Source organism: Novosphingobium lentum NBRC 107847, assembly GCF_001590965.1.
GTDB lineage: Bacteria > Pseudomonadota > Alphaproteobacteria > Sphingomonadales > Sphingomonadaceae > Novosphingobium > Novosphingobium lentum.
In genome coordinates, this window is the sequence record NZ_BCTW01000005.1 from 159480 (window position 1) to 184237 (window position 24758).

The 24758-nt window shown below is 65.8% G+C and carries 29 protein-coding genes and 1 tRNA gene; 26 read left to right on the forward strand and 4 right to left on the reverse strand.

Annotated features, from left to right (window positions below; genetic code table 11):
• Positions 1 to 39: 39 nt before the first annotated feature.
• From NL2_RS05975 to rimK, 3 genes are all read left to right on the forward strand, one after another.
• Positions 40 to 849 (forward strand): SRPBCC family protein, encoded by an 810-nt coding sequence (locus NL2_RS05975; protein ID WP_157083052.1) that lies wholly within the window; start codon positions 40 to 42, stop codon positions 847 to 849.
• 149 nt (positions 850 to 998) lie between these two features.
• Entirely contained in the window at positions 999 to 2354 is a 1356-nt protein-coding gene (gene gdhA / locus NL2_RS05980; RefSeq protein WP_068073095.1) for an NADP-specific glutamate dehydrogenase, read from the forward strand.
• A 194-nt stretch (positions 2355 to 2548) separates the two neighbouring features.
• Positions 2549 to 3445: a 30S ribosomal protein S6--L-glutamate ligase gene (gene rimK, locus NL2_RS05985; RefSeq protein WP_068072919.1), complete on the forward strand. Its 897-nt coding sequence runs from the start codon at positions 2549 to 2551 to the stop codon at positions 3443 to 3445.
• A 1-nt stretch (position 3446) separates the two neighbouring features.
• Here rimK and NL2_RS05990 read toward each other — a convergent pair whose 3' ends face one another.
• Positions 3447 to 4595 (reverse strand): succinylglutamate desuccinylase/aspartoacylase family protein, encoded by a 1149-nt coding sequence (locus tag NL2_RS05990; RefSeq protein WP_084355917.1) that lies wholly within the window; start codon positions 4593 to 4595, stop codon positions 3447 to 3449.
• 302 nt (positions 4596 to 4897) lie between these two features.
• On the opposite strand from NL2_RS05990, the gene rpsM reads away from it, so the two are divergent.
• From rpsM to NL2_RS06045, 11 genes are all read left to right on the forward strand, one after another.
• Positions 4898 to 5266 (forward strand): 30S ribosomal protein S13, encoded by a 369-nt coding sequence (rpsM, locus tag NL2_RS05995; RefSeq protein ID WP_068073097.1) that lies wholly within the window; start codon positions 4898 to 4900, stop codon positions 5264 to 5266.
• A 69-nt stretch (positions 5267 to 5335) separates the two neighbouring features.
• On the forward strand, positions 5336 to 5725 hold the full coding sequence (rpsK, locus tag NL2_RS06000) for a 30S ribosomal protein S11 (RefSeq protein ID WP_068072921.1): 390 nt from the start codon (positions 5336 to 5338) through the stop codon (positions 5723 to 5725).
• A 113-nt stretch (positions 5726 to 5838) separates the two neighbouring features.
• Positions 5839 to 6900, forward strand: coding sequence for a DNA-directed RNA polymerase subunit alpha (locus tag NL2_RS06005; RefSeq protein ID WP_068072923.1), 1062 nt, complete (start codon positions 5839 to 5841; stop codon positions 6898 to 6900).
• A 170-nt stretch (positions 6901 to 7070) separates the two neighbouring features.
• Positions 7071 to 7490 carry a 50S ribosomal protein L17 gene (rplQ, locus tag NL2_RS06010; protein ID WP_068072925.1) on the forward strand — a complete coding sequence of 140 codons (420 nt, stop codon included), beginning with the start codon at positions 7071 to 7073 and terminating at the stop codon, positions 7488 to 7490.
• A gap of 124 nt (positions 7491 to 7614) precedes the next feature.
• Positions 7615 to 9939 (forward strand): prolyl oligopeptidase family serine peptidase, encoded by a 2325-nt coding sequence (locus tag NL2_RS06015; protein WP_084355918.1) that lies wholly within the window; start codon positions 7615 to 7617, stop codon positions 9937 to 9939.
• Positions 9940 to 10133: 194 nt separating this feature from the next.
• A complete protein-coding gene (locus tag NL2_RS06020) occupies positions 10134 to 10841 on the forward strand; it encodes a hypothetical protein (RefSeq protein ID WP_068072929.1) in 708 nt (235 codons plus the stop codon).
• 115 nt (positions 10842 to 10956) lie between these two features.
• Positions 10957 to 11280 carry a DUF1476 domain-containing protein gene (locus NL2_RS06025; protein WP_068072931.1) on the forward strand — a complete coding sequence of 108 codons (324 nt, stop codon included), beginning with the start codon at positions 10957 to 10959 and terminating at the stop codon, positions 11278 to 11280.
• The gene (locus tag NL2_RS06030) at positions 11280 to 11513 is read left to right on the forward strand and encodes a BolA family protein (RefSeq protein ID WP_068072933.1); all 234 of its coding nucleotides are present in this window, start codon (positions 11280 to 11282) and stop codon (positions 11511 to 11513) included. Before NL2_RS06025 ends, NL2_RS06030 begins: the two co-directional genes overlap by 1 nt.
• A 24-nt stretch (positions 11514 to 11537) precedes the next feature.
• Positions 11538 to 11876, forward strand: coding sequence for a Grx4 family monothiol glutaredoxin (gene grxD / locus NL2_RS06035; RefSeq protein ID WP_068072935.1), 339 nt, complete (start codon positions 11538 to 11540; stop codon positions 11874 to 11876).
• A gap of 433 nt (positions 11877 to 12309) precedes the next feature.
• The gene (locus tag NL2_RS06040) at positions 12310 to 13104 is read left to right on the forward strand and encodes an NUDIX domain-containing protein (RefSeq protein ID WP_084355919.1); all 795 of its coding nucleotides are present in this window, start codon (positions 12310 to 12312) and stop codon (positions 13102 to 13104) included.
• A 73-nt stretch (positions 13105 to 13177) separates the two neighbouring features.
• Positions 13178 to 13669 carry a hypothetical protein gene (locus NL2_RS06045; protein ID WP_157083053.1) on the forward strand — a complete coding sequence of 164 codons (492 nt, stop codon included), beginning with the start codon at positions 13178 to 13180 and terminating at the stop codon, positions 13667 to 13669.
• Between the two features lie 27 nt (positions 13670 to 13696).
• Here NL2_RS06045 and NL2_RS06050 read toward each other — a convergent pair.
• A tRNA-Arg gene (locus NL2_RS06050) sits at positions 13697 to 13773 on the reverse strand.
• 62 nt (positions 13774 to 13835) lie between these two features.
• Between NL2_RS06050 and NL2_RS06055 the strand changes: the two genes are divergently transcribed.
• Positions 13836 to 14618: a queuosine precursor transporter gene (locus NL2_RS06055; RefSeq protein ID WP_068072941.1), complete on the forward strand. Its 783-nt coding sequence runs from the start codon at positions 13836 to 13838 to the stop codon at positions 14616 to 14618.
• Between the two features lie 48 nt (positions 14619 to 14666).
• Here NL2_RS06055 and NL2_RS06060 read toward each other — a convergent pair whose 3' ends face one another.
• Together NL2_RS06060 and NL2_RS21035 are read right to left on the reverse strand one after the other, a co-directional pair.
• Complete coding sequence (locus NL2_RS06060; protein WP_068072943.1) at positions 14667 to 14900, reverse strand: PspC domain-containing protein; 234 nt, start codon at positions 14898 to 14900, stop codon at positions 14667 to 14669.
• Positions 14897 to 15040, reverse strand: a complete 144-nt coding sequence (locus NL2_RS21035) for a hypothetical protein (RefSeq protein WP_157083054.1) — start codon at positions 15038 to 15040, stop codon at positions 14897 to 14899. The genes NL2_RS06060 and NL2_RS21035 overlap by 4 nt, the downstream gene beginning before the upstream one ends.
• Before the next feature lie 540 nt (positions 15041 to 15580).
• Between NL2_RS21035 and rimP the strand changes: the two genes are divergently transcribed.
• The 11 genes from rimP to NL2_RS06115 are packed head-to-tail and all read left to right on the forward strand — an operon-like array spanning position 15581 to position 24756.
• On the forward strand, positions 15581 to 16159 hold the full coding sequence (rimP, locus tag NL2_RS06065; protein WP_068072944.1) for a ribosome maturation protein RimP: 579 nt from the start codon (positions 15581 to 15583) through the stop codon (positions 16157 to 16159).
• A gap of 4 nt (positions 16160 to 16163) precedes the next feature.
• Positions 16164 to 17822 (forward strand): transcription termination factor NusA, encoded by a 1659-nt coding sequence (gene nusA / locus NL2_RS06070; protein ID WP_068072946.1) that lies wholly within the window; start codon positions 16164 to 16166, stop codon positions 17820 to 17822.
• The gene (locus NL2_RS06075) at positions 17803 to 18654 is read left to right on the forward strand and encodes a DUF448 domain-containing protein (RefSeq protein WP_084355920.1); all 852 of its coding nucleotides are present in this window, start codon (positions 17803 to 17805) and stop codon (positions 18652 to 18654) included. The genes nusA and NL2_RS06075 overlap by 20 nt, the downstream gene beginning before the upstream one ends.
• Positions 18651 to 21254, forward strand: a complete 2604-nt coding sequence (gene infB, locus NL2_RS06080; RefSeq protein WP_174522592.1) for a translation initiation factor IF-2 — start codon at positions 18651 to 18653, stop codon at positions 21252 to 21254. Before NL2_RS06075 ends, infB begins: the two co-directional genes overlap by 4 nt.
• Before the next feature lie 38 nt (positions 21255 to 21292).
• Positions 21293 to 21556, forward strand: coding sequence for a type II toxin-antitoxin system RelE family toxin (locus tag NL2_RS06085; RefSeq protein WP_068072950.1), 264 nt, complete (start codon positions 21293 to 21295; stop codon positions 21554 to 21556).
• Positions 21556 to 21930 (forward strand): helix-turn-helix domain-containing protein, encoded by a 375-nt coding sequence (locus NL2_RS06090; RefSeq protein WP_068072952.1) that lies wholly within the window; start codon positions 21556 to 21558, stop codon positions 21928 to 21930. Before NL2_RS06085 ends, NL2_RS06090 begins: the two co-directional genes overlap by 1 nt.
• A gap of 7 nt (positions 21931 to 21937) precedes the next feature.
• Entirely contained in the window at positions 21938 to 22483 is a 546-nt protein-coding gene (locus tag NL2_RS06095) for a DUF1697 domain-containing protein (RefSeq protein WP_068072954.1), read from the forward strand.
• A gap of 2 nt (positions 22484 to 22485) precedes the next feature.
• Positions 22486 to 22908 carry a 30S ribosome-binding factor RbfA gene (gene rbfA / locus NL2_RS06100; RefSeq protein WP_068072956.1) on the forward strand — a complete coding sequence of 141 codons (423 nt, stop codon included), beginning with the start codon at positions 22486 to 22488 and terminating at the stop codon, positions 22906 to 22908.
• A gap of 11 nt (positions 22909 to 22919) precedes the next feature.
• Complete coding sequence (locus NL2_RS06105; protein WP_068072958.1) at positions 22920 to 23510, forward strand: thymidine kinase; 591 nt, start codon at positions 22920 to 22922, stop codon at positions 23508 to 23510.
• On the forward strand, positions 23507 to 24055 hold the full coding sequence (locus NL2_RS06110; protein WP_068072963.1) for a GNAT family N-acetyltransferase: 549 nt from the start codon (positions 23507 to 23509) through the stop codon (positions 24053 to 24055). The genes NL2_RS06105 and NL2_RS06110 overlap by 4 nt, the downstream gene beginning before the upstream one ends.
• The gene (locus NL2_RS06115) at positions 24052 to 24756 is read left to right on the forward strand and encodes a site-2 protease family protein (protein WP_068072965.1); all 705 of its coding nucleotides are present in this window, start codon (positions 24052 to 24054) and stop codon (positions 24754 to 24756) included. The genes NL2_RS06110 and NL2_RS06115 overlap by 4 nt, the downstream gene beginning before the upstream one ends.
• The last annotated feature ends 2 nt before the right edge of the window (positions 24757 to 24758 follow it).

Sequence of the window (24758 nt, forward strand, 5' to 3'; positions counted from 1 at the left end):
CCGCTTGCGCCGGGCGGTGGGAAGTGGAAGGATCACGCGATGATCCGTTCACGCCTGTTCGCCCTCGCCGCCGCTACCGCCACGCTGGCTTGCGGCGCATCGTCTGCATGGGCCGATGTCGTTTCAAAGGCCGAGAACGGCTTTGTGCTGCGCGGGTCGAGCGAGGTTCCCGCCAGCCCATCCGACGTGTGGAAAGTGCTGGTCGTGCCATCGTCGTGGTGGTCGAAGGAGCACACCTTTTCGGGCGACGCCGCCAACCTGACGATTGATCCCGTGCCCGGCGGGTGCTTCTGCGAAAGGCTGCCCGTGCCCAAGGGCGCCCCTGCCGGCCAGAAGCCGGGCGGGGTGCAGCATATGCGCGTGATCTATGTCGATCCGGGCCACGCCTTGCGCCTGTCGGGCGCACTGGGGCCGTTGCAGTCAGAAGCGCTGGTGGGCACGCTGACGATCCTGGTGAAACCTGCGGGCGAGCGCACGCGGATCCAGTGGGATTACGTGGTGGGCGGCTACATACGGTTCAAGGTTGATGAGCTGGCGCCGGGTGTCGATCGCGTGCTGACCGAGCAAATGGGGACACTGGCCGAAAAGCTGGGGGGCGCGAAGCTGAGTGCGGCCCCGGCCGCAGCGCCAGTTCCCGCGTCCGCTGGCCGCGCAGCGGCTGCGGAAAAGCCGGGGCCGCCGGCCGGGCCGGGCGAGGGCGAGGCCGCAGCACGGGAATCGTCGAAGGCGGCGTTCGATGCAGCAATCGGCACCGGGACAAAGGCACGGCCGCAGCTCCAGCCCAGGCCCGCGCCCAAGCCCAAACCCCGGATCGCGCCCAAGCCGGTGCCCACGGTCGAGCCGCGCTGAATCTTGGACCTGAACAGGCTTTTGCCGCGCGAAAAAGTGGCTAAAGTCCCCGCACAAACAAGCGCGAGTCGGACGATTCCGGGATACGCGCCAACGGGTTGCACCGCAGCATTCTTGGGCCAATGGGCCCGCGCAAGGGGGAAAACACCGTGGCCGTATCCGATCATGTAGACCTGCCGACGTTCATGGAAGGCGTGAAGAAGCGCAACCAGGGCCAGCCGGAATTCTGCCAGGCCGTGCAGGAAGTCGCCGAAGACATCTACGATTTCATCCAGGACAAGGAAGACTACCACTCGCAGCAAATCCTGCGCCGCATTGCCGAACCCGATCGCGTGGTCTCGTTCCGCGTGTGCTGGGAAGACGACAACGGCAACATCCGCGTCCAGCGTGGCTGGCGCGTGCAGAACAACAACGCGATCGGTCCGTACAAGGGCGGCATCCGCTTTCACCCCTCGGTCACTGAATCCGTGCTGAAGTTCCTGGCGTTCGAACAGACGTTCAAGAACGCGTTGACCGGGCTGCCGATGGGCGGCGGCAAGGGTGGATCCAACTTCAACCCCAAGGGCAAGAGCGTGCGCGAGATCATGCGCTTCTGCCAGTCGTTCATGACCGAACTGTACCGCCACATCGGTGCCGATATCGACGTTCCGGCGGGCGACATTGGCGTGGGCGGGCGCGAGATCGGCTTCATGTTCGGCCAGTACAAGCGCATCACCAACGAATTCACCGGCGTGCTGACCGGCAAGGGCCTGGAATGGGGCGGCTCGCTGATCCGCACCGAGGCGACCGGTTACGGCGCGGTCTATTTCCTCGCCAACATGCTGGCGACCAAGGGCATGGACCTGCAGGGCAAGACGGCGGTGATCTCGGGTTCGGGCAACGTCGCCACGCACGCTGCGGAAAAGATCGTGCAGCTGGGCGGCAAAGTGCTGACGCTGTCGGACTCGGGCGGATTCATCCATGATCCCGCCGGCATCACCCAGGAAAAGATCGACTGGGTGAAAACGCACAAGACTCACCGTCGCGGCCGCATCCAGGACTATTGTGACGAGTTCGAAGGTTCGACCTTCCACGCGGGCAAGACCCCGTGGGGCGTCAAGTGCGACGTCGCGCTGCCTTGCGCCACGCAGAACGAACTGCTCGGCGATGACGCCAAAACGCTCGTCGCCAACGGGGTCATCGCGGTGTCGGAAGGCGCCAACATGCCGACCAACCTCGAAGGCGTGCACGTGTTCAAGCACGCCAAGATCCTGTTCGCGCCGGGCAAGGCGGCCAACGCCGGCGGCGTGGCAGTGTCGGGTCTGGAAATGAGCCAGAACTCCGAACGCCGCTCGTGGAAGGTCGAGGAACTGCAGCAGATGCTGAAGGACATCATGGACGGCATCCACAACAGCTGCCTGACCTATGGCGACCAGGGCGGCGGCTACATCGACTATGTGAAGGGCGCGAACATCGCGGGCTTCAAGAAAGTCGCCGACGCGATGCTGGCTTTCGGCGTGGTGTGATCTGCTGGTATCCCGCCCATTGCTGTGTGCGATGGGCGGGACATGCCACCGGACGACCGATCTGACCCGTCCGTCCTGAGCTTGTCGCAGGACTGTCCTGTCTTGCGCTGTTGCTGAAGCTTAGTGCAGTCCTTCGACAGGCTCGGGACGGTCGGATATAAGCGCGGCGATCTGCATTCAGCGAAAGCCTGTCCGTGCCGCTCAATCTTGCGATCCTGTCGCGCAGCGTCGAAGTCCATTCGACCGAACGCCTGCGCGATGCCGCCCATGCGCGCGGCCACCATGTCGATGTGCTCAATCCGCTCAGCCTGACGCTGGAGATCGATGCGCGCCAGTCGCGGCTGTATCTCGGCGGTGCGGAACTGCCGCATTACGACGCGGTGATCCCGCGCATCGGCACCTCGATCAATTTCTATGGGCTGGCGGTGCTGCGCCAGCTGCAGTCTGCGGGCAGCGTTTCGCTCAACGATGCCGCTGCCGTGGCACTGGCGCAGGACAAGCTGGCCTCGATGCAGCGCCTGGCCGCCGCCGGGGTGCCGATGCCCGCCACCGCGTTCGCCCACAGCCCGCGCGAGACCGATCACCTGCTGCGGCTCGTCGGCGGGGCGCCGGCGATCATCAAGCTGGTCGAAGGCACCCAAGGCGTCGGCGTGGTGCTGGGCGAGACCGAGAAATCGGCGCGCTCGGTGGTCGAGGCGTTTCGCAAGGCGCGGATCGACCTGATGATCCAGCACTATGTCGGCGAGGCGCAAGGGCGCGACTTGCGCGTGTTCATCGTCGGCGGCGAAATCGTCGCGGCCATGGAGCGGCAGGGCGCGGACGACGATTTCCGTTCCAACCTCCATCGCGGTGGCACCGCCGTTCCTGCCGTGCTGAGCGAGGCCGAAGCCCGCGAGGCGTTGCGCGCGGTGGCGGCAATCGGGCTGGAACTGGCGGGTGTCGATATCCTGCGCTCGGACCGTGGGCCTTTGGTGATCGAGGTCAATGCCTCGCCGGGCCTGGAAGGGATCGAGGCGACCACGGGCATGGACCTGGCCAGCCGGATCATCGTCAAGTGCGAGCAATTGGCGGCGGCGGCGGGCGGGCGCTAGACTAAACCACCTCGTCCTCGTCCAGCAGGTCGCTCGACAGCAGCGCGCCGGTGATGCTGTCCATGCGCTGTTCGGCGCTGTCGATCTGCAGCACTTCGGCGATGTGCAGCAGCGCGTCGCCCTGGTTGACCACGGGCAGGTTGGTGTGGCCGATGACGATGCCATCGATCGGCGAGAGTAGCGCGTGCGCGTGTTCGCCCAGGATATCGCCCACCGTGCCCAGCCTGTCGCCCTTGCGGATCAGTGCGCCCGACAGGCGGGTCAGCCGCGCGATGCCGCCCACCGGCGCGCGCAGCCACAGCGAACGCGTGGTATGTGCGGGCACGGCGGCGGTGCCGGGGATGTCCGCATCCTCGATCATGCCCAGCTTCGCCATCACGCGCATGATCCCGGCGAGCCCGACACGGATCGAGAACTCGTCGAAGCGCAAGGCCTCGCCCGCTTCGAGCAGCAGCATGTCAACGCCCTGCTGCTGCGCTATCGCGCGCATCGATCCGGGGCGCAGCGACGCCTCGACCACCGCCGGCGCGCCGAACGCCATGGCCAGCTCGAGCAGGTGCGGATCGCCCGCCGCGACGCGGATCTGCGGCAGGTTGTAGCGGTGCGCGGCGGCCGAATGGATGTCGATGCCGAAGCTGCAGCGCTTGATGATCTTGCGGTAGAACGTGTTGGCCACTTGCGTCGCCAGGCTGCCGCGCCCCGATCCCGGAAACGAGCGGTTGAGGTCGCGGCGGTCGGGCATGGTACGTTCGTGGTTGAGGAAGCCGAACACGTTGACTACCGGCACCAGCAGCACGGTGCCGGCAATTGCGCGCCGGTTCAGGCGACGGCGCAGGCGGCGGATGATCTCGGCGCCGATGATCTCGTCGCCATGGATCGCCGCCGACACGAACATCGTCGGCCCCGGCCTGCTGCCGTGCAGCACGCGCAGCGGGATCGACACCGGAGTCCCGGTGGAAAGGCTGGCGACCGGCAGGTCGAGCACGCCTTCGCTTGCCGGCGTGATCCGGTGTTTGCCGAACACGAAGGCCGGGTGCCCGCTCGTACCGGCGTCTCCGGTGGCGGTCGATGGCAGGGCGGGCGCCTGGTTTTGGGGCGATGGTATCGATGGGGCTGCAGGTTGCGCGCCAGCTTCGTCCGTCGATCGCATGGCGTGCCCCTCGCGCTTTCTTTGACGCGGGGCGTTATGTGCGATATGGCGGTAAGCAGCAAGCTTCCCACCGCTCGACGCGCCCACGGCGTGATCGAAATGCGGTGTTTTGTGTTGGCTTGGCTGTTGACGCGCTGTGCGAATCCGCCTAAGCGCCGCTTTCACTCGAAACAGGCGGGATTGTCTGGCAGGCGCGACATTTGCTGTGCGTCGACCGGGCTTTTTGCCGTTTAGCCGGGTGTTAGCGATGAGATGGGGGTCGCGGCCGATGGTCGCCCGCCCCTGTGGAGCAGGAGAAACAAGTGGCTCGTATTGCCGGGGTCAACATCCCCACCAACAAGCGCGTAGTTATCGCGTTGACGTATATCCACGGTATCGGCCCCGCAAAGGCCAAGGAAATCACCACCAAGCTGGGCATCGATGCCGCTCGCCGGGTGCAGGACCTGTCCGACCAGGAAGTCCTCCACATCCGCGAGGCGATCGACGCCGGCTACACCGTGGAAGGCGATCTGCGTCGCGAAACCGCGATGAACATCAAGCGCCTGATGGATCTGGCCTGCTATCGCGGGCTGCGTCATCGCAAGGGCTTGCCCGTTCGCGGACAGCGCACGCACACCAACGCCCGTACCCGCAAGGGCAAGGCCAAGCCGATCGCCGGCAAGAAGAAGTAAGGCGCCGCCCGCGGTCTTTTTACAGACCCGGCAGGCCTTTCCTTCCAGTTTCTCGACAGGATACATACCATGGCACGCGAACCCCAACGCATCAAAAAGCGGGAGCGCAAGAACATCACCAGCGGCGTCGCGCATGTGAACGCCAGCTTCAACAACACCATGATCACCATCACCGACGCGCAGGGCAATGCCATCAGCTGGTCCAGCGCGGGCATGATGGGCTTCAAGGGCAGCCGCAAGTCGACCCCGTATGCCGCGCAGGTTGCGGCTGACGATGCCGGCAAAAAGGCTGCCGAACACGGTGTCCGCACGCTCGAGGTCGAGGTCAAGGGACCCGGTTCGGGCCGCGAAAGCGCGCTGCGCGCCCTGCAGGCGGTCGGCTTCACGATCACCTCGATCCGCGACGTGACGCCGATCCCGCACAACGGCGTTCGCCCTTCCAAGCGTCGCCGCGTCTAGCCTGCCCGGCGGCGGGGGCCACGGTACCACGGTCCCCTCCGCCTGATTTTCCGTCCGGCCGCGGCTTTTCCAGCCCGTCGGCCGGCACCTTACGATAACCCTAGGGGAATTCCATGACTGTCAACATCAAGAACTGGCAGGAACTGAAGAAGCCCAACAACCTCGAGATCAAGCCCGGCAACGATCCGAAGCGGCGTGCGACGTTTGTCGCAGAGCCGCTCGAACGCGGTTTCGGCCTGACGCTGGGCAATGCGCTGCGTCGCGTCCTGCTGTCGTCGCTGCAGGGCGCCGCCGTCACCTCGATCAAGATCGAGAACGTGCTGCACGAATTCTCGAGCCTTGCCGGCGTCCGCGAGGACGTGACCGACATCGTCCTGAACGTGAAGCAGATCGCGCTCAAGATGCAGGGCGAAGGTCCCAAGCGCCTCCAGCTTTCCGCCACCGGCCCGGCCGATGTGAAGGCCGGCGACATTGCGGTGAGCGGCGACATCGAAGTCCTCAACAAGGACCTCGTGATCTGCCATCTCGACGAAGGCGCGACGTTCAACATGGAACTGACCGCCGACAGCGGCAAGGGCTATGTCCCCGCCGTGTCGAACCGTCCGATCGATGCGCCGATCGGCCTGATCCCGATCGACTCGCTCTATTCGCCGGTCCGTCAGGTCAGCTACAAGGTCGACAACGCCCGCATCGGGCAGGAACTCGACTTCGACAAGCTGAACCTCACGGTCGAAACCGACGGCACGATCACCCCGGAAGATGCAGTGGCTTATGCCGCGCGCATCCTGCAGGACCAGCTGGCGCTGTTCGTCCACTTCGACGAGGCACTGCCGACCGGACACGCTCCCGCGATGGCCGGCATGGCGTCGCATGCGCCCGAGGAAAGCGACACCAACCAGCTCAACCGTTACCTGCTCAAGAAGGTCGACGAGCTGGAACTGTCGGTGCGTTCGGCCAACTGCCTCAAGAACGACAACATCATCTACATCGGCGATCTGGTCCAGAAGACCGAAGCCGAGATGCTGCGCACGCCGAACTTCGGCCGCAAGTCGCTCAACGAGATCAAGGAAGTCCTGTCGTCGATGGGCTTGCGCCTGGGCATGGACATCCCCGGCTGGCCGCCGGAAAACATCGAGGAAATGGCCAAGAAGCTCGAGCAGGAATTGCTGGGCTGAGGCTGACCGGCTGGTGTCGTCCCGGACTGGATCCGGGACCGCTGGCGGGCAGCGTGCCAAGTATCATGCGATTCCGGCGATGGCCGGGATGACGGAATTCGGCGAGCGCACCGTCCTCGCCAGGACCGGGCTACCTGATACGGGCCCCGCACGAACGAAGGACTGATGAAATGCGTCACAAGATGGGGCAGCGCAAGCTGCAGCGGACCTCCTCGCACCGTATCGCGATGCTGCGCAACATGGCAGCGTCGCTGATCAAGCACGAGCAGATCACCACCACCACCCCCAAGGCGCGCGAACTGCGCCCTTATGTCGAAAAGCTGATCACGCTGGCCAAGCATGGCGGCCTGTCGAACCGCCGTCTGGCGCATGCCCGCCTGCTCGACGACACGCAGCTGGTGAAGCTGTTCGACGTACTGGCCGCGCGCTATGCCGATCGTGCCGGCGGCTATACCCGCATCATCAAGGCCGGCCTGCGCGCCTCCGACGCAGCGCCGATCGCGGTGATCGAACTGGTTGACCGCGATACCTCGGCCAAGGGCCAGGATTCGGGCCCGGTGCTGAGCGACGACGAATACACCGACGATTGATCGACGCCCCCCGGAGCGCGTCGCTGCGATCCGGGCGGTTTCTGTTCAAGCCGTTTTCCAAGGGCGGTCGCGAATGCTACATTCGCGGTCGCCCTATGTGTTTGCGGGCGTCCGGGAGCAGGCAATGTCGATCGTAGCGCGCGTCGGTGCCCAAATTGCGCTGACGCTCGCGCTGACGTTCGCTGCCGCCGGGCCTGCCGTCGCTGATCCGGGCGCGCTGGCCAAGGTCGTCGAACATGCGCACGGCACGGCCGGGCCGATGCCGCAGGCGCCCCGATCGCCATTGCTCGACATTGCGGGCTATCCCGCCACGCGCCGCGATGCGGTGGTCGACAAGCCGTTCGGCCAGTCGGTCGCCGATCCCTATCGCTGGCTCGAAGCCGACGTTCACGAAAGCCGCGAGGTGGCCGACTGGGTCGCGCGCGAAAACGCCCTGAGCGCGGACTACCTCCAGCGCCTGCCGGGGCGCGACGTAATGGCCGCGCGCATCCGCGACCTGCTCGACTACGAACGATTCAGCATTCCGCGCAAGGCCGGCGGCCGCTATTTCTACATGCGCAACAGCGGTCTGCAGAACCAGGCGGTGCTGTATGCGCGCAGCGGTATTGCGGCACGACCGCGCGTGCTGCTCGATCCCAACGCCTGGTCCGCCGACGGCACGATCGCGCTCGACGACTGGGCCCCGTCGCGCAAGGGCCGGTTCGTGGCCTATACCGTGCAGGATCGCGGCAGCGACTGGCGCACGTTGCGCGTGCTCGACGTGGCAACCGCCCGCGTGCTCGATGACCGGCTGGAGTGGGTCTACGACACGCGGCTGGGCTGGGTGGGCGACGAGGGGTTCTTCTATTCGCGGTTCCCGGCCCCCGTGGCGGGCAGCGAACACCAGGCGCTCGCCTACAACAAGGCGGTGTGGTTCCACCGGGTGGGTACGCCGCAATCGGCCGACGAACCGGTCTATGCCACGCCCGATCACCCCGAATGGGGGCACCGGGCGGTGGTTACCTCCGATGGTCGCTGGGCGGTCATTACCAGCGAGATCGGCACCGATGCCCGGCGGGCGTTGCATGTCATCGACCTGCAGGCGCGCGCCAAGTCCGTCGCGCCGGGCGGGTGGCCGGTGCGCGAACTGGTGGGCAACTTCGCTTCCGACTGGAAGCTGGTCGATGGCATGGGGGGCCGGCTGTGGTTCGTGACCAACCTCGGCGCGCCGCGCTATCGCCTGTTGCGCATCGATCCCACGGCGCCGGACCCGCGCTGGGAAGAAGTGGTGCCGCAGACCGGCGACATGCTCGAAAACGGGCACATCGTGGGCGACCGGCTGCTGCTGTCGTACCTGAAGGACGGGGCCAGCGCGGCGGTCGTCGCCGATCTGAAAGGCCGCCCGTCGCGCGCCATCACGCTCAACGGCATCGGCTCGGCCAGCGGGTTCGACGGACGGCCGGGTGATCCCGAGACGTTCTACCAGTTCGCCAGCTTCAACCAGCCGGCGGCGGTCTACCGGCTCGATCTGCACAGCGGTGCGGTGTCGGTGTTTGCAGCGCCGCACCTCGGCTTCGATCCGGCGGACTACGTGGTCGAGCAGCGCTACTATGCCTCGCGCGATGGCACGCGGGTGCCGATGTTCGTGGTGCGCAGCCGCGCGCTGGCCAAGTCCGCCACGCCCGCGCCGACGCTGCTGTACGGGTATGGCGGGTTCGACATATCGCTCAATCCCGGCTTTTCGGCGGTGCGGATGGCGTGGGTGCGATCGGGCGGCGTGCTGGCGGTGGCGAACTTGCGCGGTGGCGGCGAATTCGGCCAGGAATGGCACGACGCCGGGCGGCTGGCCAAAAAGCAGAACTCGTTCGACGATTTCATCGCGGCTGGCGAATATCTGATCGCGCAAGGGATCACGCCGCGCGGCGGGCTGGCGATCCAGGGCGCATCTAACGGCGGTCTGACCGTGGCGGCGGCGATCAACCAGCGGCCCGACCTGTTTGCCGCCGCCAATCCCGATGTCGGCGTGATGGACATGTTGCGGTTCGACCGGTTCACCGCCGGGCGGTTCTGGGTCGATGACTACGGCCACCCGGACCGCGAGGCGGACTGGCGGATTTTGTTGGCCTATTCGCCCTATCACAACATCCACGCAGCCCCGTATCCGGCCATCCTGGTGACCACCGGCGACAGCGACGATCGCGTCGTGCCGGCGCACAGTTTCAAGTACGCGGCCGCGCTGCAGGCGGCGGCGCTGGGCGACAAGCCGCACCTGATCCGGATCGACAATGGCGCCGGCCACGGCAGCGGCAAGCCGACCGAAAAGGTGATTGCCACCGGTGCGGATGTGCTGTCGTTCCTGGCCTACTGGACCGGGCTGGCGCTGATTCCTCCGGTGGCGACGCCCATGCCTGTACCGACAGCGACGATTGCGCATGGCGCGGACAAGTCCGTGCCGCCGGCGCGACGGTAAGCGGTTGAAGGGCAGAGCTTTTTCGATTGCTCGGGCACAGGCCACGCTTGGCCGCACGGCGCGCAGCGGTTCAGGCTGGTGACAGCCTGTCGACCGTAACCGTCATCGCGGGGTGCCGGCTGCCCGTTTCCTGGATCGAGACGGGCAGTCCGTGCAGCGATGACGTTTTGCTGCGGCGAACATTGGGGGCTTTGATGATAAAGCGGTTTGGCATTCTGGCTGCGCGTGGCCTGGCCCTGGCGGCGTGCGCATCGCTGGTGTCGGCGCCAGCGCTGGCGTCTTCCATCGCGCCGATCACGGCACGGCACGTCTCGGTTGCGCCGATCGCAGGCTGGAACCCGGCGACCGAACGTGCCCATGAGCATGGCGGCTGGGGCCGTGGCGGTCGGGGCGGCGGCTGGCATGGCCATGATGACGGGATCGACGGCGGCGATGTGCTTGCCGGAGTGCTGATCCTGGGCGGACTCGCCGCGATCATCGCCGCCGCCAGCAGCGCCGACCGCAAGCACCACGACGACGCGCCGCGCTATCGCGACCGGCCCGGCACGGGCGACGAAGCGTCCGGGACTGTTGGCGGCGCTGGCAGCGGCACCGGCGGAGGCTCCGACGCGCGCAGCGCGGATGTCGCCGCGCAAGACCGCGCCGCCGACGCTTGCGCCGCCCAGGCCGCGCGGCGGGGCGAGGTCGACCGGATCGACGACGTATCGGAAGCCGACGACGGCCTGCGCGTGACCGGTTCGCTGACGGGCGGGGAAGTGTTCACCTGCTCGGTCGATCGCACGGGCGCGGTGCGGCAGTTCGACTGGAAGGGCAGCCGCTACGGCGCGGGTGGTTCGGCCGATTCGAATGGCCAGCGCGCCGCTGCGCAGGCGCCCGATTTCGGCGATTCCAGCGGAACCTGACGTTTCCCGTCGCTCGGCCACGCAAATTGGCGGGGGACGTGCAAGCATTGCTTGCGGGAGCCTGCTGCGCTGACTATCCGATTGGTCGAAGCATTGAAACGGGAACGCCACTGCGATGACCACTTTTGACGACCGCGAACGCGCCGAAGAAGCCAAGTTTGCCCGCGACGAGGAGATGATGTTCCGCATCCACGCCCGTCGCAACCGGCTGCTCGGCGTCTGGGCGGCGCAGCGCATGGGGCTCGATGCCCCGGAAACCGAGGCATACGCCAAGTCGGTGGTGCAGGCCGATTTCGAGGAAGCGGGCGACGAGGACGTGATCCGCAAGCTGCTGGGCGATCTGGTTTCGGCCGGCGTGGACATCGACGAGGCGGAAATCCGCACCTCGATGGACGCGCGCGAGGTCGAGGCGCGGCGGCAGATGATGGGCGAAGCCTGATGGGTATGGCCGCTGCAGAGATCGAGGCGATGATCCTCAGCGCTCTGCCCGATGCCGAAGTGACGATCACCGATCTTGCGGGCGATGGCGACCATTACGCCGCGCATGTCGTTTCGCCCGCGTTCAAGGGACAAAGCCGCGTCGCGCAGCACAAGGCGGTCTATGCCGCGCTGGGTGGCCGGATGGGCGGCGTGCTCCACGCCTTGCAACTGACCACCGCCGCCCCCAACTGAGGCGGTGAAAGGACCACAATCCCCATGACAAGTCCCGAAGCCACCAATTCCCGCATCGCCGAAATCGTCAAGGGCAGCGACGTCGTCCTGTTCATGAAGGGTTCGCCGCTGTTTCCGCAGTGCGGGTTCTCCAGCAAGGCGATTGCTATCCTCGATCACTTGGGCGTCGAATATGCCAGCGTCGATGTGTTGCAGGACATGGAAATCCGCCAGGGCATCAAGTCCTATTCCGACTGGCCGACGATCCCCCAGCTTTACGTCAAGGGTGAGTTCGTGGGCGGATCGGACATCATGATGGAAATGTTCCAGGAAGGCGAACTGCACCAACTGATGCAGGACGCTGCGGTCAAGCTCTCCCAGTAAGCGATTCACGGCCGGACCTGGCGCCGCCTGCCGATTGTGGTGGCGGTGCCGGTCCGGCCGGAACTTGCCGCCGGTGCAGTATTTCGCCGGTCGCTGCCGCACCAGTCCGCCGACGTGACCTGCATCCTGTCGTCGTCACAATGCGCGGCGGTTGTCCGCTTTGCCTGATATCTGGGGGAAATGTCCCGGGGGGAGGCGGAGCCGTGGAGACCGGGGGGAAGGCGGCTCCGCCTCGAGAAGAAGACTTTCTTCGGGACACAACGTACTATGCAGACCCCGTGCCAATTGTCGAAACGTGGCGCAAATCTGCGATTTTTCGATTTTCAGCCGCAACGGCTGAGCATCGCTTTGTAAAGCAGGCCGACAGGTTTCCGTGCCGCGCCGGACAATCCGGTACTTGGCAAGATCGCCGCGACCGCACATGGATTGCGGCATGAGCGACACCGAAGACCTGGGCGATCACACAGACGCCGTTCCCGCCATCCCCGCTGCCACCGTCGTCATTTTCCGGCGCGATCCGCACGACGGGGCCTCGCAACTGCTGATGGTCGAACGGTCGGCGGCCATGCGCTTTGCCGGCGGCGCGGCGGTGTTCCCCGGCGGCCGCATCGACCCGGCCGATTACGAGCTGGCGGCGCGGGTGGGCGGGGCGCTCGATCCGCTCGACGCCGCCGCGCGCATCGCCGCGATTCGCGAGACGCTGGAGGAAACGGGCCTGGTGCTGGGCGTATCGACGCGGGTCACTGCCGGCGATGCGGCGGCGGCACGCGCGATGCTGCTCGAACACGGCGCGCTGGCGCCGGTGATCGAGGCATTCGGCTGGACGCTCGATCTCGATGCGCTCGTCCCGTTCGCGCGCTGGCTGCCGCGCCATCGCAACATGAAGGCGTTCGACACGCACTTCTACCTGGCCGACATCGGGACAGGCGCGGTGGATATCGAGGTCGATGCGACCGAGAACCGGCACCTGTTCTGGGCCAGCGCGCAACAGGCGCTCGACCTTGCCGTCGAAGGACGCATCCGGATCATATTTCCGACCCGGCGCAATCTGGAACGGCTGGCGCTTTATCCCACGTTCCAGAGCTGCCGCGATCACGCGCTGTCCACCCCGCTGGTGACGATCACGCCGCACATCGTCGATCGCGACGGTGAGCCGTGGCTGATGATTCCCGACAACGCCGGTTATCCCTACCACGGCGAACCTGCCGCAAACGTCCAGCGCGGGTAGGCGTTGACGATTCCGTTCGTCGGGCGTCAGGGTCGTTACCAATTGTTGAGAAAGTACTTGGTAAGGAGCGTCCATGCTCACTGCCAGAATGACCCCGATCCAGGTTACCCGCATCTGCCGTGCCATCGCCGTCATGATCGCGGTGTTCATGGCTGTCGGCTACGCGTGGAATTTCCTCGACGGCGCTGAAGTTGCGCTTGCGGCCTATGTGCTGGCCTTGACCGCCCTGCTCGCCACGCCGGGACAGCGCGGTTCGGAACTGGTCGGCGCGATCGCGATCTGGCTCAGCTTTGCCGAAGTGCTGTCGTGGTTCCAGAACGGCGATTTCAACCAATGGCGCTGGATCGTGGCGATGGCCGCGCTGGCGCTGGTGCTGGCGCCGTTCAAGGCTCAGTGGCTGCGCGAAATGAGCCGCCGCCATCCCGATACCGTGTTCAGCGAGCTCGATCGCCGCTGCCCGCAATGGACGCCGGCGCTGATGCCGCGCTCTGCCGCCTATCTGGCTTCGGCGCGCAAGGACGACGTGGCCGAAACGACTCCGTCGCTGGACCGCGAGGCATCCTGAACCTGAGCATGCTGCGCGATTGAAGCGTGGTGCGCCCGGCAGGACTTGAACCTGCGACCACCCGCTTAGAAGGCGGGTGCTCTATCCAGCTGAGCTACGGGCGCACACCGCAGCGGTCCATAAGCGCGCTTGGCGAACGGTGCAATTCGCGTGTAGCAACCGGGCCATGACCGATCCGATCCTGCGACTTGACGATGCCGCTGCCGCGCCGCGACATTTCCGCTACTTCGATTTTGCGATGGCGTCGTTCGTGGCGATCCTGCTGCTGTCGAACCTGATCGGCGCGGCCAAGCTGGCGTCCGTGGGCGGATACACGTTCGGCGCCGGGATCCTGTTCTTTCCGGTGTCCTACGTACTGGGTGACGTGCTGACCGAGGTCTATGGCTATGCCCATGCCCGGCGGTGCGTGTGGATGGGCTTTTTCGCGCTGATCTTCATGGCGTTCATGAGCTATGTCGTGGTGTGGATGCCGCCCTCGCCGAACTGGGGTTGCGCATCGAGCGGCGACCCGCGCTTTGCCGATCTGGTCCGGACCACGTCGGCCGGGACGGTCTGCCAGACCACGTACGAATCGGTGTTCGGCAGCACGTGGCGCATTGTGCTGGCGTCGGTCACGGCGTTCTGGGCGGGTGAATTCGTCAACAGCTTCGTGCTGGCCAAGATGAAGATACTGACCGGCGGCAAGCACTTGTGGACGCGGACGATCGGTTCCACCGTGTTCGGCCAGTTCGTCGACAGCCTGATCTTTTATCCGGTCGCCTTCCTCGGCACCTGGACGACGCATGACGTGGTGCTGGTGATGGTGACCAACTGGGCGCTGAAAGTGGTGTGGGAAGTGCTGCTCACCCCCGCGACGTACGCCGTGGTGGGCTTTCTCAAGCGCCGGGAAGGGGTCGAGGTGTTCGACACCGACACCGACTTTTCCCCGTTTGCAAAGCGGCGAACCTGACGGAAAAGGCCCCGTCGGTCGCAACGACGGGGCCTCCCGGGGGGAGCATCAATCGGCCAGCAGGCCGATGGCGAGGTAGATCAGGATCAGCGAGCCGACGCCCACCAGCGTGCCGATGACCCAGGCGATGCGGACGAATGTGACGTCCCAGCCAAAGTAATCGGCGATCCCGGCGCTTACGCCCATCAGCTTGCCATTGGCCTTGTCGAGGCGGAACTTGCGGCGGGGGCTGGGGGCGGTGCGGATCGGCGAGCCGCCGTCTTCGAAGCGAAGGTCGCTCATGCCACCATCTCCGACTGGGCCGAGGCGGCTGCAGGGGCAGTCGACGGGGTGCTGACGGTGGCGCTGATCAGCGCGAAGCTGAGGGTCAGGGCGGTCGCGGCGGCGATCAACTGGCTCGAAAAAGTGCGGATGGCGGTCATGGTAGGTCTCCTTGATGGGGTGCGTTGGCATGGTTTGTTGGGGTCACCGTCTTGCGATGGCCGATGCAATGATGATTGCAGGAGGCGTGCCAAGTCGTGAAATTGGCTGAAAACCGCCATTATTGCAGTTGGATCGCCAAATTGAACGCCAGATGAATGCCAAGGATTGGGATCATTCACCAACAATTTGCAATGGAACGATTCACCTCTCCGCCGCGTTCGGAGGGGATGGGGACTGGCGGCGCTTTCGGGCGTGCTGGCGGCGATCGGACGGTCGCAGGTTTGTCGCCGCTACCGGGTCCCTGGCCCGGCGGTCCCCTTACTTGCCGATGGTGCTGGCGCGTGCCGATGTTGCTGGCGCGTGTTGGTGACGGCGTGCTGTTGTAGCACCTTACCCGCTTGCAAATTTCTGCCGACGCGCCTATCTGGCCCTTCATCCGGACATTGTGAAGGCAAAGTCAGGGCTGGCGCCGCAAGGGGCCGGCGCAAAACCGCATTGCCAGATGCAGTCCCGGATCAAGCGAAACGGAGCATGCCGACTTGGGCGATATCGCCGCGATCACGAACGTCATTGAACCCGAAGCCAAGGCTTTGGGGCTCGATCTCGTGCGCATCGTGCTGTTCGGCCAGGGTGACGAGCGCACGTTGCAGATCATGGCGGAGCGGCCGGAAACCCGGCAGCTGAAGATCGACGATTGCGCCGCGCTGTCGCACCGCATTTCCGACCGGATCGACGAACTGGAAGCCGAAGGCATCGAACTGATCGAAGGCGCTTACCGCCTCGAAGTCAGTTCGCCCGGCATCGACCGCCCGCTGACCCGCCTGTCCGATTATGCCGACTGGGCCGGGCACGAAGCCAAGATTCAGCTGATCGAGCCCGTCGCCGGCGAGAACGGCCCGCGCAAAAGCCTGCATGGCACGCTCGACGGCGTCGATCTGGGCACCATCGCGTTTACCGATCGCAAGTCGGGCCTGCTGCGCTTCACGCTCGACAATGTCGAAAGCGCCAAGCTGCTGCTCACCGACAAGCTGATTGCCGCCACCCGTCCCCTCGACACCGCCGGTGCCGAGGAACAGGACATCGAAACCGAATACCTCACCAGCGAACAGGACCAGTAATCCCATGGCCAGTGCGATTTCAGCCAACCGCGCCGAGCTGCTCGCGATCGCCAACGCGGTCGCCACCGAGAAGATGATCGACAAATCCATCGTCATCGAGGCGATGGAAGAAGCGATCCAGAAGAGCGCTCGCAACCGCTACGGCGCAGAGAACGATATCCGCGCCAAGCTCGATCCGCGCACCGGCGACTTGCGCTTGTGGCGCGTCGTCGAAGTGGTCGAGGAGGTCGAGGACTACTTCAAGCAGGTCGATCTGGCACAAGCCGAAAAGCTGCAGCCGGGCGCCACGCTGGGCGATTTCATCGTCGATCCGCTGCCGGCGGTCGAACTGGGGCGCATCGACGCCCAGTCGGCCAAGCAGGTGATCTTCCAGAAAGTCCGCGATGCCGAGCGTGAGCGCCAGTACGAGGAATTCAAGGATCGCGCGGGTGAGATCATCACCGGCGTGATCAAGTCGGTCGAATTCGGCCACGTCATCGTCAACCTGGGCCGCGCCGAAGGCGTGATCCGCCGCGATGCGCAGATCCCGCGCGAAATCCCCCGCGTGGGCGAACGCGTCCGCGCGCTGATCCTCAAGGTGGAACGCCAGAATCGCGGACCGCAGATCTTCCTCAGCCGCGCACATCCCGATTTCATGAAAAAGCTGTTCGCGCAGGAAGTGCCCGAAATCTACGACGGCATCATCGAGATCAAGGCCGCCGCCCGCGATCCGGGCAGCCGCGCCAAGATCGGCGTGATCAGCCGCGATTCGTCGATCGATCCGGTCGGCGCCTGCGTGGGCATGAAGGGCAGCCGCGTGCAGGCCGTCGTGCAGGAAATGCAGGGCGAAAAGATCGACATCATCCCCTGGAGCGAGGACACCGCAACGTTCGTGGTCAACGCGCTGCAGCCGGCCACGGTCAGCCGCGTCGTCATCGACGAGGAAGAAGGCCGCATCGAAGTGGTCGTGCCCGATGACCAGCTGTCGCTCGCGATCGGCCGTCGCGGCCAGAATGTGCGTCTTGCCTCGGCGCTGACCGGTTCGGCCATCGACATCATGACCGAGGCGGAAGCCAGCGAGAAGCGGCAGCGCGAGTTCTCCGAACGCTCCAAGCTGTTCGAGGGCGAACTCGACGTCGACGAGACGCTGTCGCAGCTGCTGGTCGCCGAAGGCTTCAGCGAGCTGGAGGAAGTTGCCTACGTTTCGCTCGACGAACTCGCCGGGATCGAAGGCTTCGACAACGAACTGGCCGAGGAGCTGCAAAGCCGCGCGACCGAGGCGCTGGAGCGCCGCGAGGAAGCGCAGCGCGAACAGCGTCGCGGGCTGGGCGTGGAAGATGCGCTGGCCGAACTGCCGATCCTGACCGAGGCGATGCTGGTCGTGCTGGGCAAGGCGGGCATCAAGACGCTCGACGATCTCGCTGATCTTTCGACCGACGAACTGATCCTCAAGAAGCGCGTCGAACCGCGCCGCCGTGAAAACCCGACCGCGACCGGCCCGCAGCCGCGCCGCGAACCGCGTGCCGAACGGCTTGAGGACAAGGGCGGCGTGCTCGGCGAGTTCAGCCTGAACGAAGAACAGGGCAACGAGATCATCATGGCCGCGCGCGCCCACTGGTTCGAGGACGAGGCTCCTGCCGCGTCCGCTTCAGAGGAGGCCGCCCATGCGGAATCCTCGCAATGAGCCGCTAGGTTCCGACATCACCGGGTTGCCGGCGGCAGGCGCAAGCCCGGCCGAGGGCGGAGCCGTGTCCGGCGAAGTGCGCCATCCATCTGCGCGCGAAGTGGCGGCAGCAAAGGACGCCGCCGATCCCGAGCGCAAATGCGTCCTGTCGGGCGAGCACGGATCGCGCGACGCGCTGATCCGGCTGGCGCTTTCACCCGATGGCGTGGTCGCGCCCGACGTATTGGCGCGCGCGCCGGGGCGGGGGGCGTGGATCGGTGTATCGCGCGCCGACCTTGAAAAAGCGCTCGCCAATGGCAAACTTAGGGGTGCGATGGCGCGCGCGTTCAAGGGCGCGGCGCTGACGCTGCCCGATGACCTGCCCGCCCGCACCGAAGCCGCGCTGCTGCGTGCGCTGACCGACCGGCTGGGCATCGAACTGCGATCGGGCAATGTCCTGCTCGGCACCGAGAAGATCGCGCAAGGCGCACGATCGGGCGCGGTGCGCTTTCTGGGCCATGCCAGCGACGCCAGCGACGATGGCTCACGCAAGCTGGCACAGGCCTGGCGCGTGGGCAGGGACGCTGAAGGATCGGGCCTTTCGGGGACCATCTTGCCGCTGGACCGCGCGGCGCTGTCTGTGGCATTGGGCCGCGACAACGTCGTTCATCTGGCGCTGACCGATGCCGCAGCCGCCCGCAGGGTTGCCGTACCGCTGGAGCGCCTGCTGCGTTTCATCGGCCGCGTGCCCGATGCCGGGCCGGGGCGCGAAGCCACCGATACAAGCACGCCAGCCGATGCGGCGGGTGTGACGAACGACGATATTGATACGAAGGACGCATGGGTTCGATGAGCGATAGCGACAACAAACCGACTCTGGGCCGCCGGCCGCTGGGGCTCAAGACCGCAGTCGAGGCGGGCGAGGTCAAGCAGACCTTCAGCCACGGCCGCACCAACAAGGTGGTGGTCGAGGTCAAGCGTCGCAAGCTGATGGCGCGTCCGGGTGAAGCCGCGCCCGCGCCGGCCGAAGTTGCGCCTGTAGCACCGGTTGCAGCCCCGCCGCCTCCGCCGCCGCCACCCCCGCCGGTGCGCGCAACACCCGTTGCCGATCGCGAGACGCGCCAGGAAACGCAGGCCCGCCTGCTGCGCGAGGCCGAAGAAGCCCGGCTCAATTCGCTCGAGGCCGCCAACCGCCGCGAGCAGGACGAGCGCCTGCGCGCGATCGAGGACGAACGTCGCCGCGTCGAGGACAAGGCGCGCGTCGAAACCGAAGGTCCGGCCAAGGCCGCACCCGTGGCCGAACCGCAGCCCGCGCCGGTCGCCACTGCGCCTGCCGCAGCTTCGGCCCCGGCTGAGAGCGCACCGGTCGCCAGCGCGGCGTCCGAAGCGAGCGAGGCTGCTCCGGCGGCCAGCGCCGCAGAACCCGCCACGCCCGCCGTTGCGGCGACTGCGACCGCAACCGCGCCGCGCCGGTTCACGCCCGTGGCCGCCGTCAAGCGGCCCGAGCCGCCCAAGAAGGCGCATCCGCGCGACAAGAACGCGGTCGCCGATCGCCGCCAGTCGGGCAAGCTGACCGTCAACAAGGCGCTCAACGAGGACGAAGGCGCCCGCGCCCGCAGCCTCGCCGCGCTCAAGCGTGCGCGCGAAAAGGAAAAGCGCGCGCATTATGCCGGTCAGTCGCAGCCGCGCGAAAAGCAGGTGCGCGACGTTATCGTGCCCGAGACGATCACCATCCAGGAACTGGCCAACCGCATGGCCGAAAAGGGCACGGACCTGGTCAAGGCGCTGTTCAAGATGGGCGTGCCGGTCACGATCAACGAGACGATCGACCAGGACACCGCCGAGCTGCTGGTGACCGATTTCGGCCACAACATCGTGCGCGTGAGCGACAGCGACGTCGACATCGACACCTCGGTCGACGTCGATACCGAGGAATCGCTGGTCAAGCGTCCGCCGGTGGTCACGATCATGGGCCACGTCGATCACGGCAAGACATCGCTGCTCGATGCCCTGCGCGGCACCGATGTGGTGCGCGGCGAAGCGGGTGGCATCACCCAGCATATCGGCGCCTACCAGATCAAGACCAAGGGCGGTGAGCTGATCACCTTCCTCGATACGCCGGGCCACGAAGCGTTCACCGAAATGCGCATGCGCGGCGCCAACGTGACCGACATCGTCATTCTGGTGGTCGCTGCCGACGATGGCATCATGCCGCAGACGATCGAGGCGATCAACCACACCAAGGCGGCCGGCGTGCCGATGATCGTGGCGATCACCAAGTCGGACAAACCCGAAGCCAACGCCAAGAAGATCCGCGAACGCCTGCTCGAGCACGAGATCGTGGTCGAGGAAATGTCGGGGGACGTGCAGGACGTGGAAGTGTCCGCCAAGACCGGCGCGGGGCTCGACCTGCTGATCGAGAAGATCCTGCTCCAGGCCGAACTGCTCGAACTGTCCGCCAATCCCGATCGCGCCGCAGAAGCCCGCGTGATCGAGGCCAAGCTCGACAAGGGCAAGGGCCCGCTCGCCACGGTGCTGATCACGCGCGGTACGCTCAAAGTGGGCGACGTGCTGGTCGTGGGCACCCAATCGGGCCGCGTCCGCGCGATGCTCGACGACAAGGGCCGCCAGGTGAAGGAAGCGTCGCCGTCGCTCCCGGTCGAAGTGCTGGGCATCGGCGGTGTGCCGATGGCCGGCGATACGCTGACGGTGGTTGAAAACGAGGCCCGCGCGCGCGAAGTAGCATTGTATCGTCATGAAATGGCGACCGAAAAGCGCACCACGACCGCGCCCGCCAGCCTCGACACGATGTTTTCCGATCTCGCCGCCAAGCAGACCGTCATCGAATACGCAGTGGTCATCAAGGCCGACGTGCAAGGGTCCGCCGAAGCGATCGTCAACGCGCTGCACAAGATCTCGACTGACGAGATCAAGGTGCGCGTGCTCAATTCGGGCGTGGGTGCGATCACCGAAAGCGACGTAACCCTTGCGCAGGCCAGCGGCGCGCCGATCATCGGCTTCAACGTACGGCCCAACGCCAAGGCGCGTGAGATGATCGCGCGGTTCAAGGTGCGGATGAAGTACTTCGACGTGATCTACCAGCTGACCGACGACGTGCGCGCCGAAATGGCCGGCGAGCTCGGACCGGAGCGGATCGAAACCGTCGTCGGTCGCGCCGAGATCAAGGAAGTGTTCCCCGCCGGCAAGAAGGACAAGGCGGCCGGCCTGGTGGTTACCGACGGCTACATCCGCAAGGGTCTTTACGCCCGCGTCACGCGCGCCGATGTCATCGTCAGCAAGACCACGATCCAGTCGCTGCGGCGCTTCAAGGACGACGTCGCCGAAGTGCGCGCCGGCCTGGAATGCGGCGTTGTGCTGGAGGCCACCAACGACATCAAGCCGGGCGACATGCTCGAGACGTTCGACGTCGAGATGCGCGAACGGACGCTGTGATGAATTGTGCCATTTTGTCTTGAATTTATTTTGACATTATGGCACAAGAGGTGCTCGAAATTCGATATTCTGCGGACGTGTTGCGAACGTTGCGCCGATTGAACAAACGCGATCTCGTTCGACAAAAAATCGAGGAGCTTGCCAGAGACCCTCAAAGTCAGCGCGCCAATGTCATCCGTTTGCAAGGGAGGCCGGATTTTCGGCTGAGGGTGCAAGATTGGCGGGTGATCTTCCGGATTGAAGAAGGCACGCTCTGGATTGATCAAGTCCTTCCGCGTGGATCGGCATACGAGGTGATCTGATGGGCGTACAGATTCTGGAAATCGCCGGCAGGAAAATGGCGGTTCTGCCGCTCGACGATTACGAGCGCCTGCTCGAAACTGCCGAGGACCGCGAGGATATTGCCGCTGCGATCGAGGCGGAGCGTCGGCGCAAGGATGGCGTGGAGTATCTGCCTGCGGGAATGGTGGATCGTATTCTCGATGGCGAGAATGCGTTGCGGGTGTGGAGAGAATATCGCGGCATGACCATTGCAGAGCTCGCGGAAAAGTCCGGCTACGGAATTTCGATGATCTCCAAGATCGAAACCGGATCGCGGCAAGGCACGGTTTCGTTGTGGAAGGCGGTCGCCGCTGCGCTCGGTGTCCTTCCGGACGATATCATGCCGGTAGATTGACGCGACCATTCCCCGCTACGTCGCCTTTTTCGGTTCGATCAATGTCGGTGGCAACCGGCTGAAGATGGCGGACTTGCGCGCCGCGTTCGAGGCTGAGGGGTTCGAGAACGTCGAAACCGTGGTGGCCAGCGGCAACGTGCTGTTCGACTTTGCCGAGCGGCCGACGCCGGGGCTGGAGGAAATGCTCGGGTTCATGATGGGCAACAAGTTCGCGATGCGCAGCGTGGTCGCGGTGCGGGATCGCGATGAAGTCGCCGCCGCGATTGCCGACAATCCGTTTGCGGCCGCCGGCGACGACAAACAGGTGCACACGCTGTTTCTCGACGGGCAGTCGACTTCCGAGCAGTTCGACCGGCTCGTGGCCGACCACGCCGGGCGCGGCCGCGAACGGCTCGCGCCGGGCGATCGGGCGATCTATATCGATTTTGTGGACGGGGTCGCCGACAGCAAGCTGATCGGGCCGTTCCTCGAAAAGCGGCTGGGGCAACGCGGCACCGCGCGCAACATGCGCTCGCTGGCGCGGATCGTGGCCAAGATGGACGAGGGAACCTGACGATGGCGCGCCCGCCCGCTACCCCCGAAACGCGATCGGTCCGCCTGCTCAAGGTGGGCGAACAGGTGCGTCACGTGCTGTCCGAACTGCTTACCCGGCAGGAAGTGCACGATCCGGTGCTGACGTCGGCCACCGTGTCGATCACCGAAGTGCGCATGTCGCCCGATCTGCGCCACGCGCGCGTGTTCGTGAAGCCGCTACTGGGGCACGAGGAAGCCGTGGTGGTCAAGGCGCTGCGCACCAACACCGCCTATTTCCAGCGCGAAGTGGCCGGGCGGCTGAAACTGCGCTTTGCCGCCAAGCTGCAGTTCATGCCCGACGACAGTTTCGACGAGGCGGCGAAGATCGAGGCGCTGCTGCGCGATCCCAAGGTCGCGCGCGACCTTGCCGCCGATGAGGATGCCGCCGGCGAGGAAGAGGGCTGACCGGCCCGGCCATGGCCAAGCTCTATTTCTACTACGCCAGCATGAACGCGGGCAAATCGACCACGCTGCTGCAGGCCGATTTCAACTACCGCGAGCGTGGCATGGCGACGATGCTGTGGACCGCCGCGCTCGACAGCCGGACCAGCCACGCGGGCATCGAGAGCCGCATCGGGCTGGGCGCCGAGGCGCATCGTTTCGATGCCGCGACCGATCTGTGGGCCCGCGTGTCCGCCGCCAACGCGGTCGAGCCGCTGGCTTGCGTGATGGTCGACGAGGCGCAGTTCCTCTCGCCCGCGCAAGTGTGGCAGCTGGCGCGGATCGCCGACGAGGCGGGCATCCCGGTACTGTGCTATGGCTTGCGCACCGATTTCCAGGGTGAGCTGTTCCCCGGCTCTGCGGTTCTGCTCGGCATCGCGGACTCGCTGGTCGAGCTGAAGGCGGTGTGCCACTGCGGGCGCAAGGCGACGATGAACTTGCGCATCGATGCCGATGGCGCGGCAGTGAAGGCCGGCGCGCAGACCGAGATTGGCGGCAACGACCGCTATGTCGCGCTGTGCCGCCGACACTTCAGCGAGGCGCTGGCGGGCGCGGCTGCGCCATGAGCGACGGGCTTCACATCGCGCTGGGTGGGGGCGACCTGATCCTCGAACCGCTGGCCGAGCGCCACCGCGAAGGCTTGCGGGCCGCCTGTGCGCAGGATGCCGAGATCTGGCAGATCTATCCGTTCACATATCTGGGCGATGCGTTCGATCCGCAGTTCGGGCGGATGCTGGCGGGCGGCGCGGTGCGGCGCTGCTATGCGATCGTCACCGAGGGCGAGATTGCGGGCATGACCGCATGGATCGAACATGGCGCGCCCGGCTGGTCGATCGAGATCGGCAACAGCTACATCGTCCCCGCGTTGCGCGGCACCGGCTTCAACCGCCGGTTCAAGGCGCTGATGCTGGATCACGCGTTCGCCTGCGGGCTGGCGCGCGTGGCGTTCAAGGTCGATGCGATCAACGCCCGCAGCCGCGCCGCCGTGCTCAAGCTGGGCTGCAGCGAGGAGGGCACGATGCGCCACGAACGCCAGACCTGGACCGGGCGCCTGCGCGACACCGTCCTGTTCAGCATCCTGCGCGACGAATGGAAAACCGACCGGCCATGAACAGCAGCACGATCTACGACGCCGCGACGCTGATCATCCCGCTGGTGATCGCCATTGTGTTCCATGAAGTGGCGCACGGGCTGGTCGCGCGGATGCTCGGTGATCCGACCGCCGCCGAACAGCGCCGGCTGAGCCTTAACCCGCTGCGCCATGTCGATCTGGTCGGCACGATCATCCTGCCGGGCATGCTGGCGCTGGCCAAGGCGCCGGTGTTCGGCTGGGCCAAGCCGGTGCCGGTCAACAAGTGGCGGCTGCGCAATCCGCGTCGCGACATGATGCTGGTGGGTGCGGCGGGCCCGGCCAGCAACCTCGTGCTGGCGCTGATCGGTGCGGTGTTGCTGGGACTGCTGGTGCGGTTCAGCACGACGACCGCACAGCCCGGCGCGGTGGTGCTGTTCGTGGCCGAGAACCTCAAGAACTTCCTGGCGATCAACGTCTTCCTTGCGCTGTTCAACCTGCTGCCGCTGCCGCCGTTCGACGGGTCGCACATCGTCGAAGGGCTGCTGCCCGAACGCGCTGCCGCCGGTTATGCCAGGCTGCGCCCGCTGGGCTTTCCGCTGGTGTTCATGCTGCTGATCGTGCTGCCGTATCTGGCGCCCAGCCTGCACTTGCTCGACCGCGTGCTGCTGCCACCGGTCAGCTGGCTGGTGGAGCATTACTTCGCGCTGGCGGGGGCTGTGGCTGGTCCGGAGCCGGTCTGAGC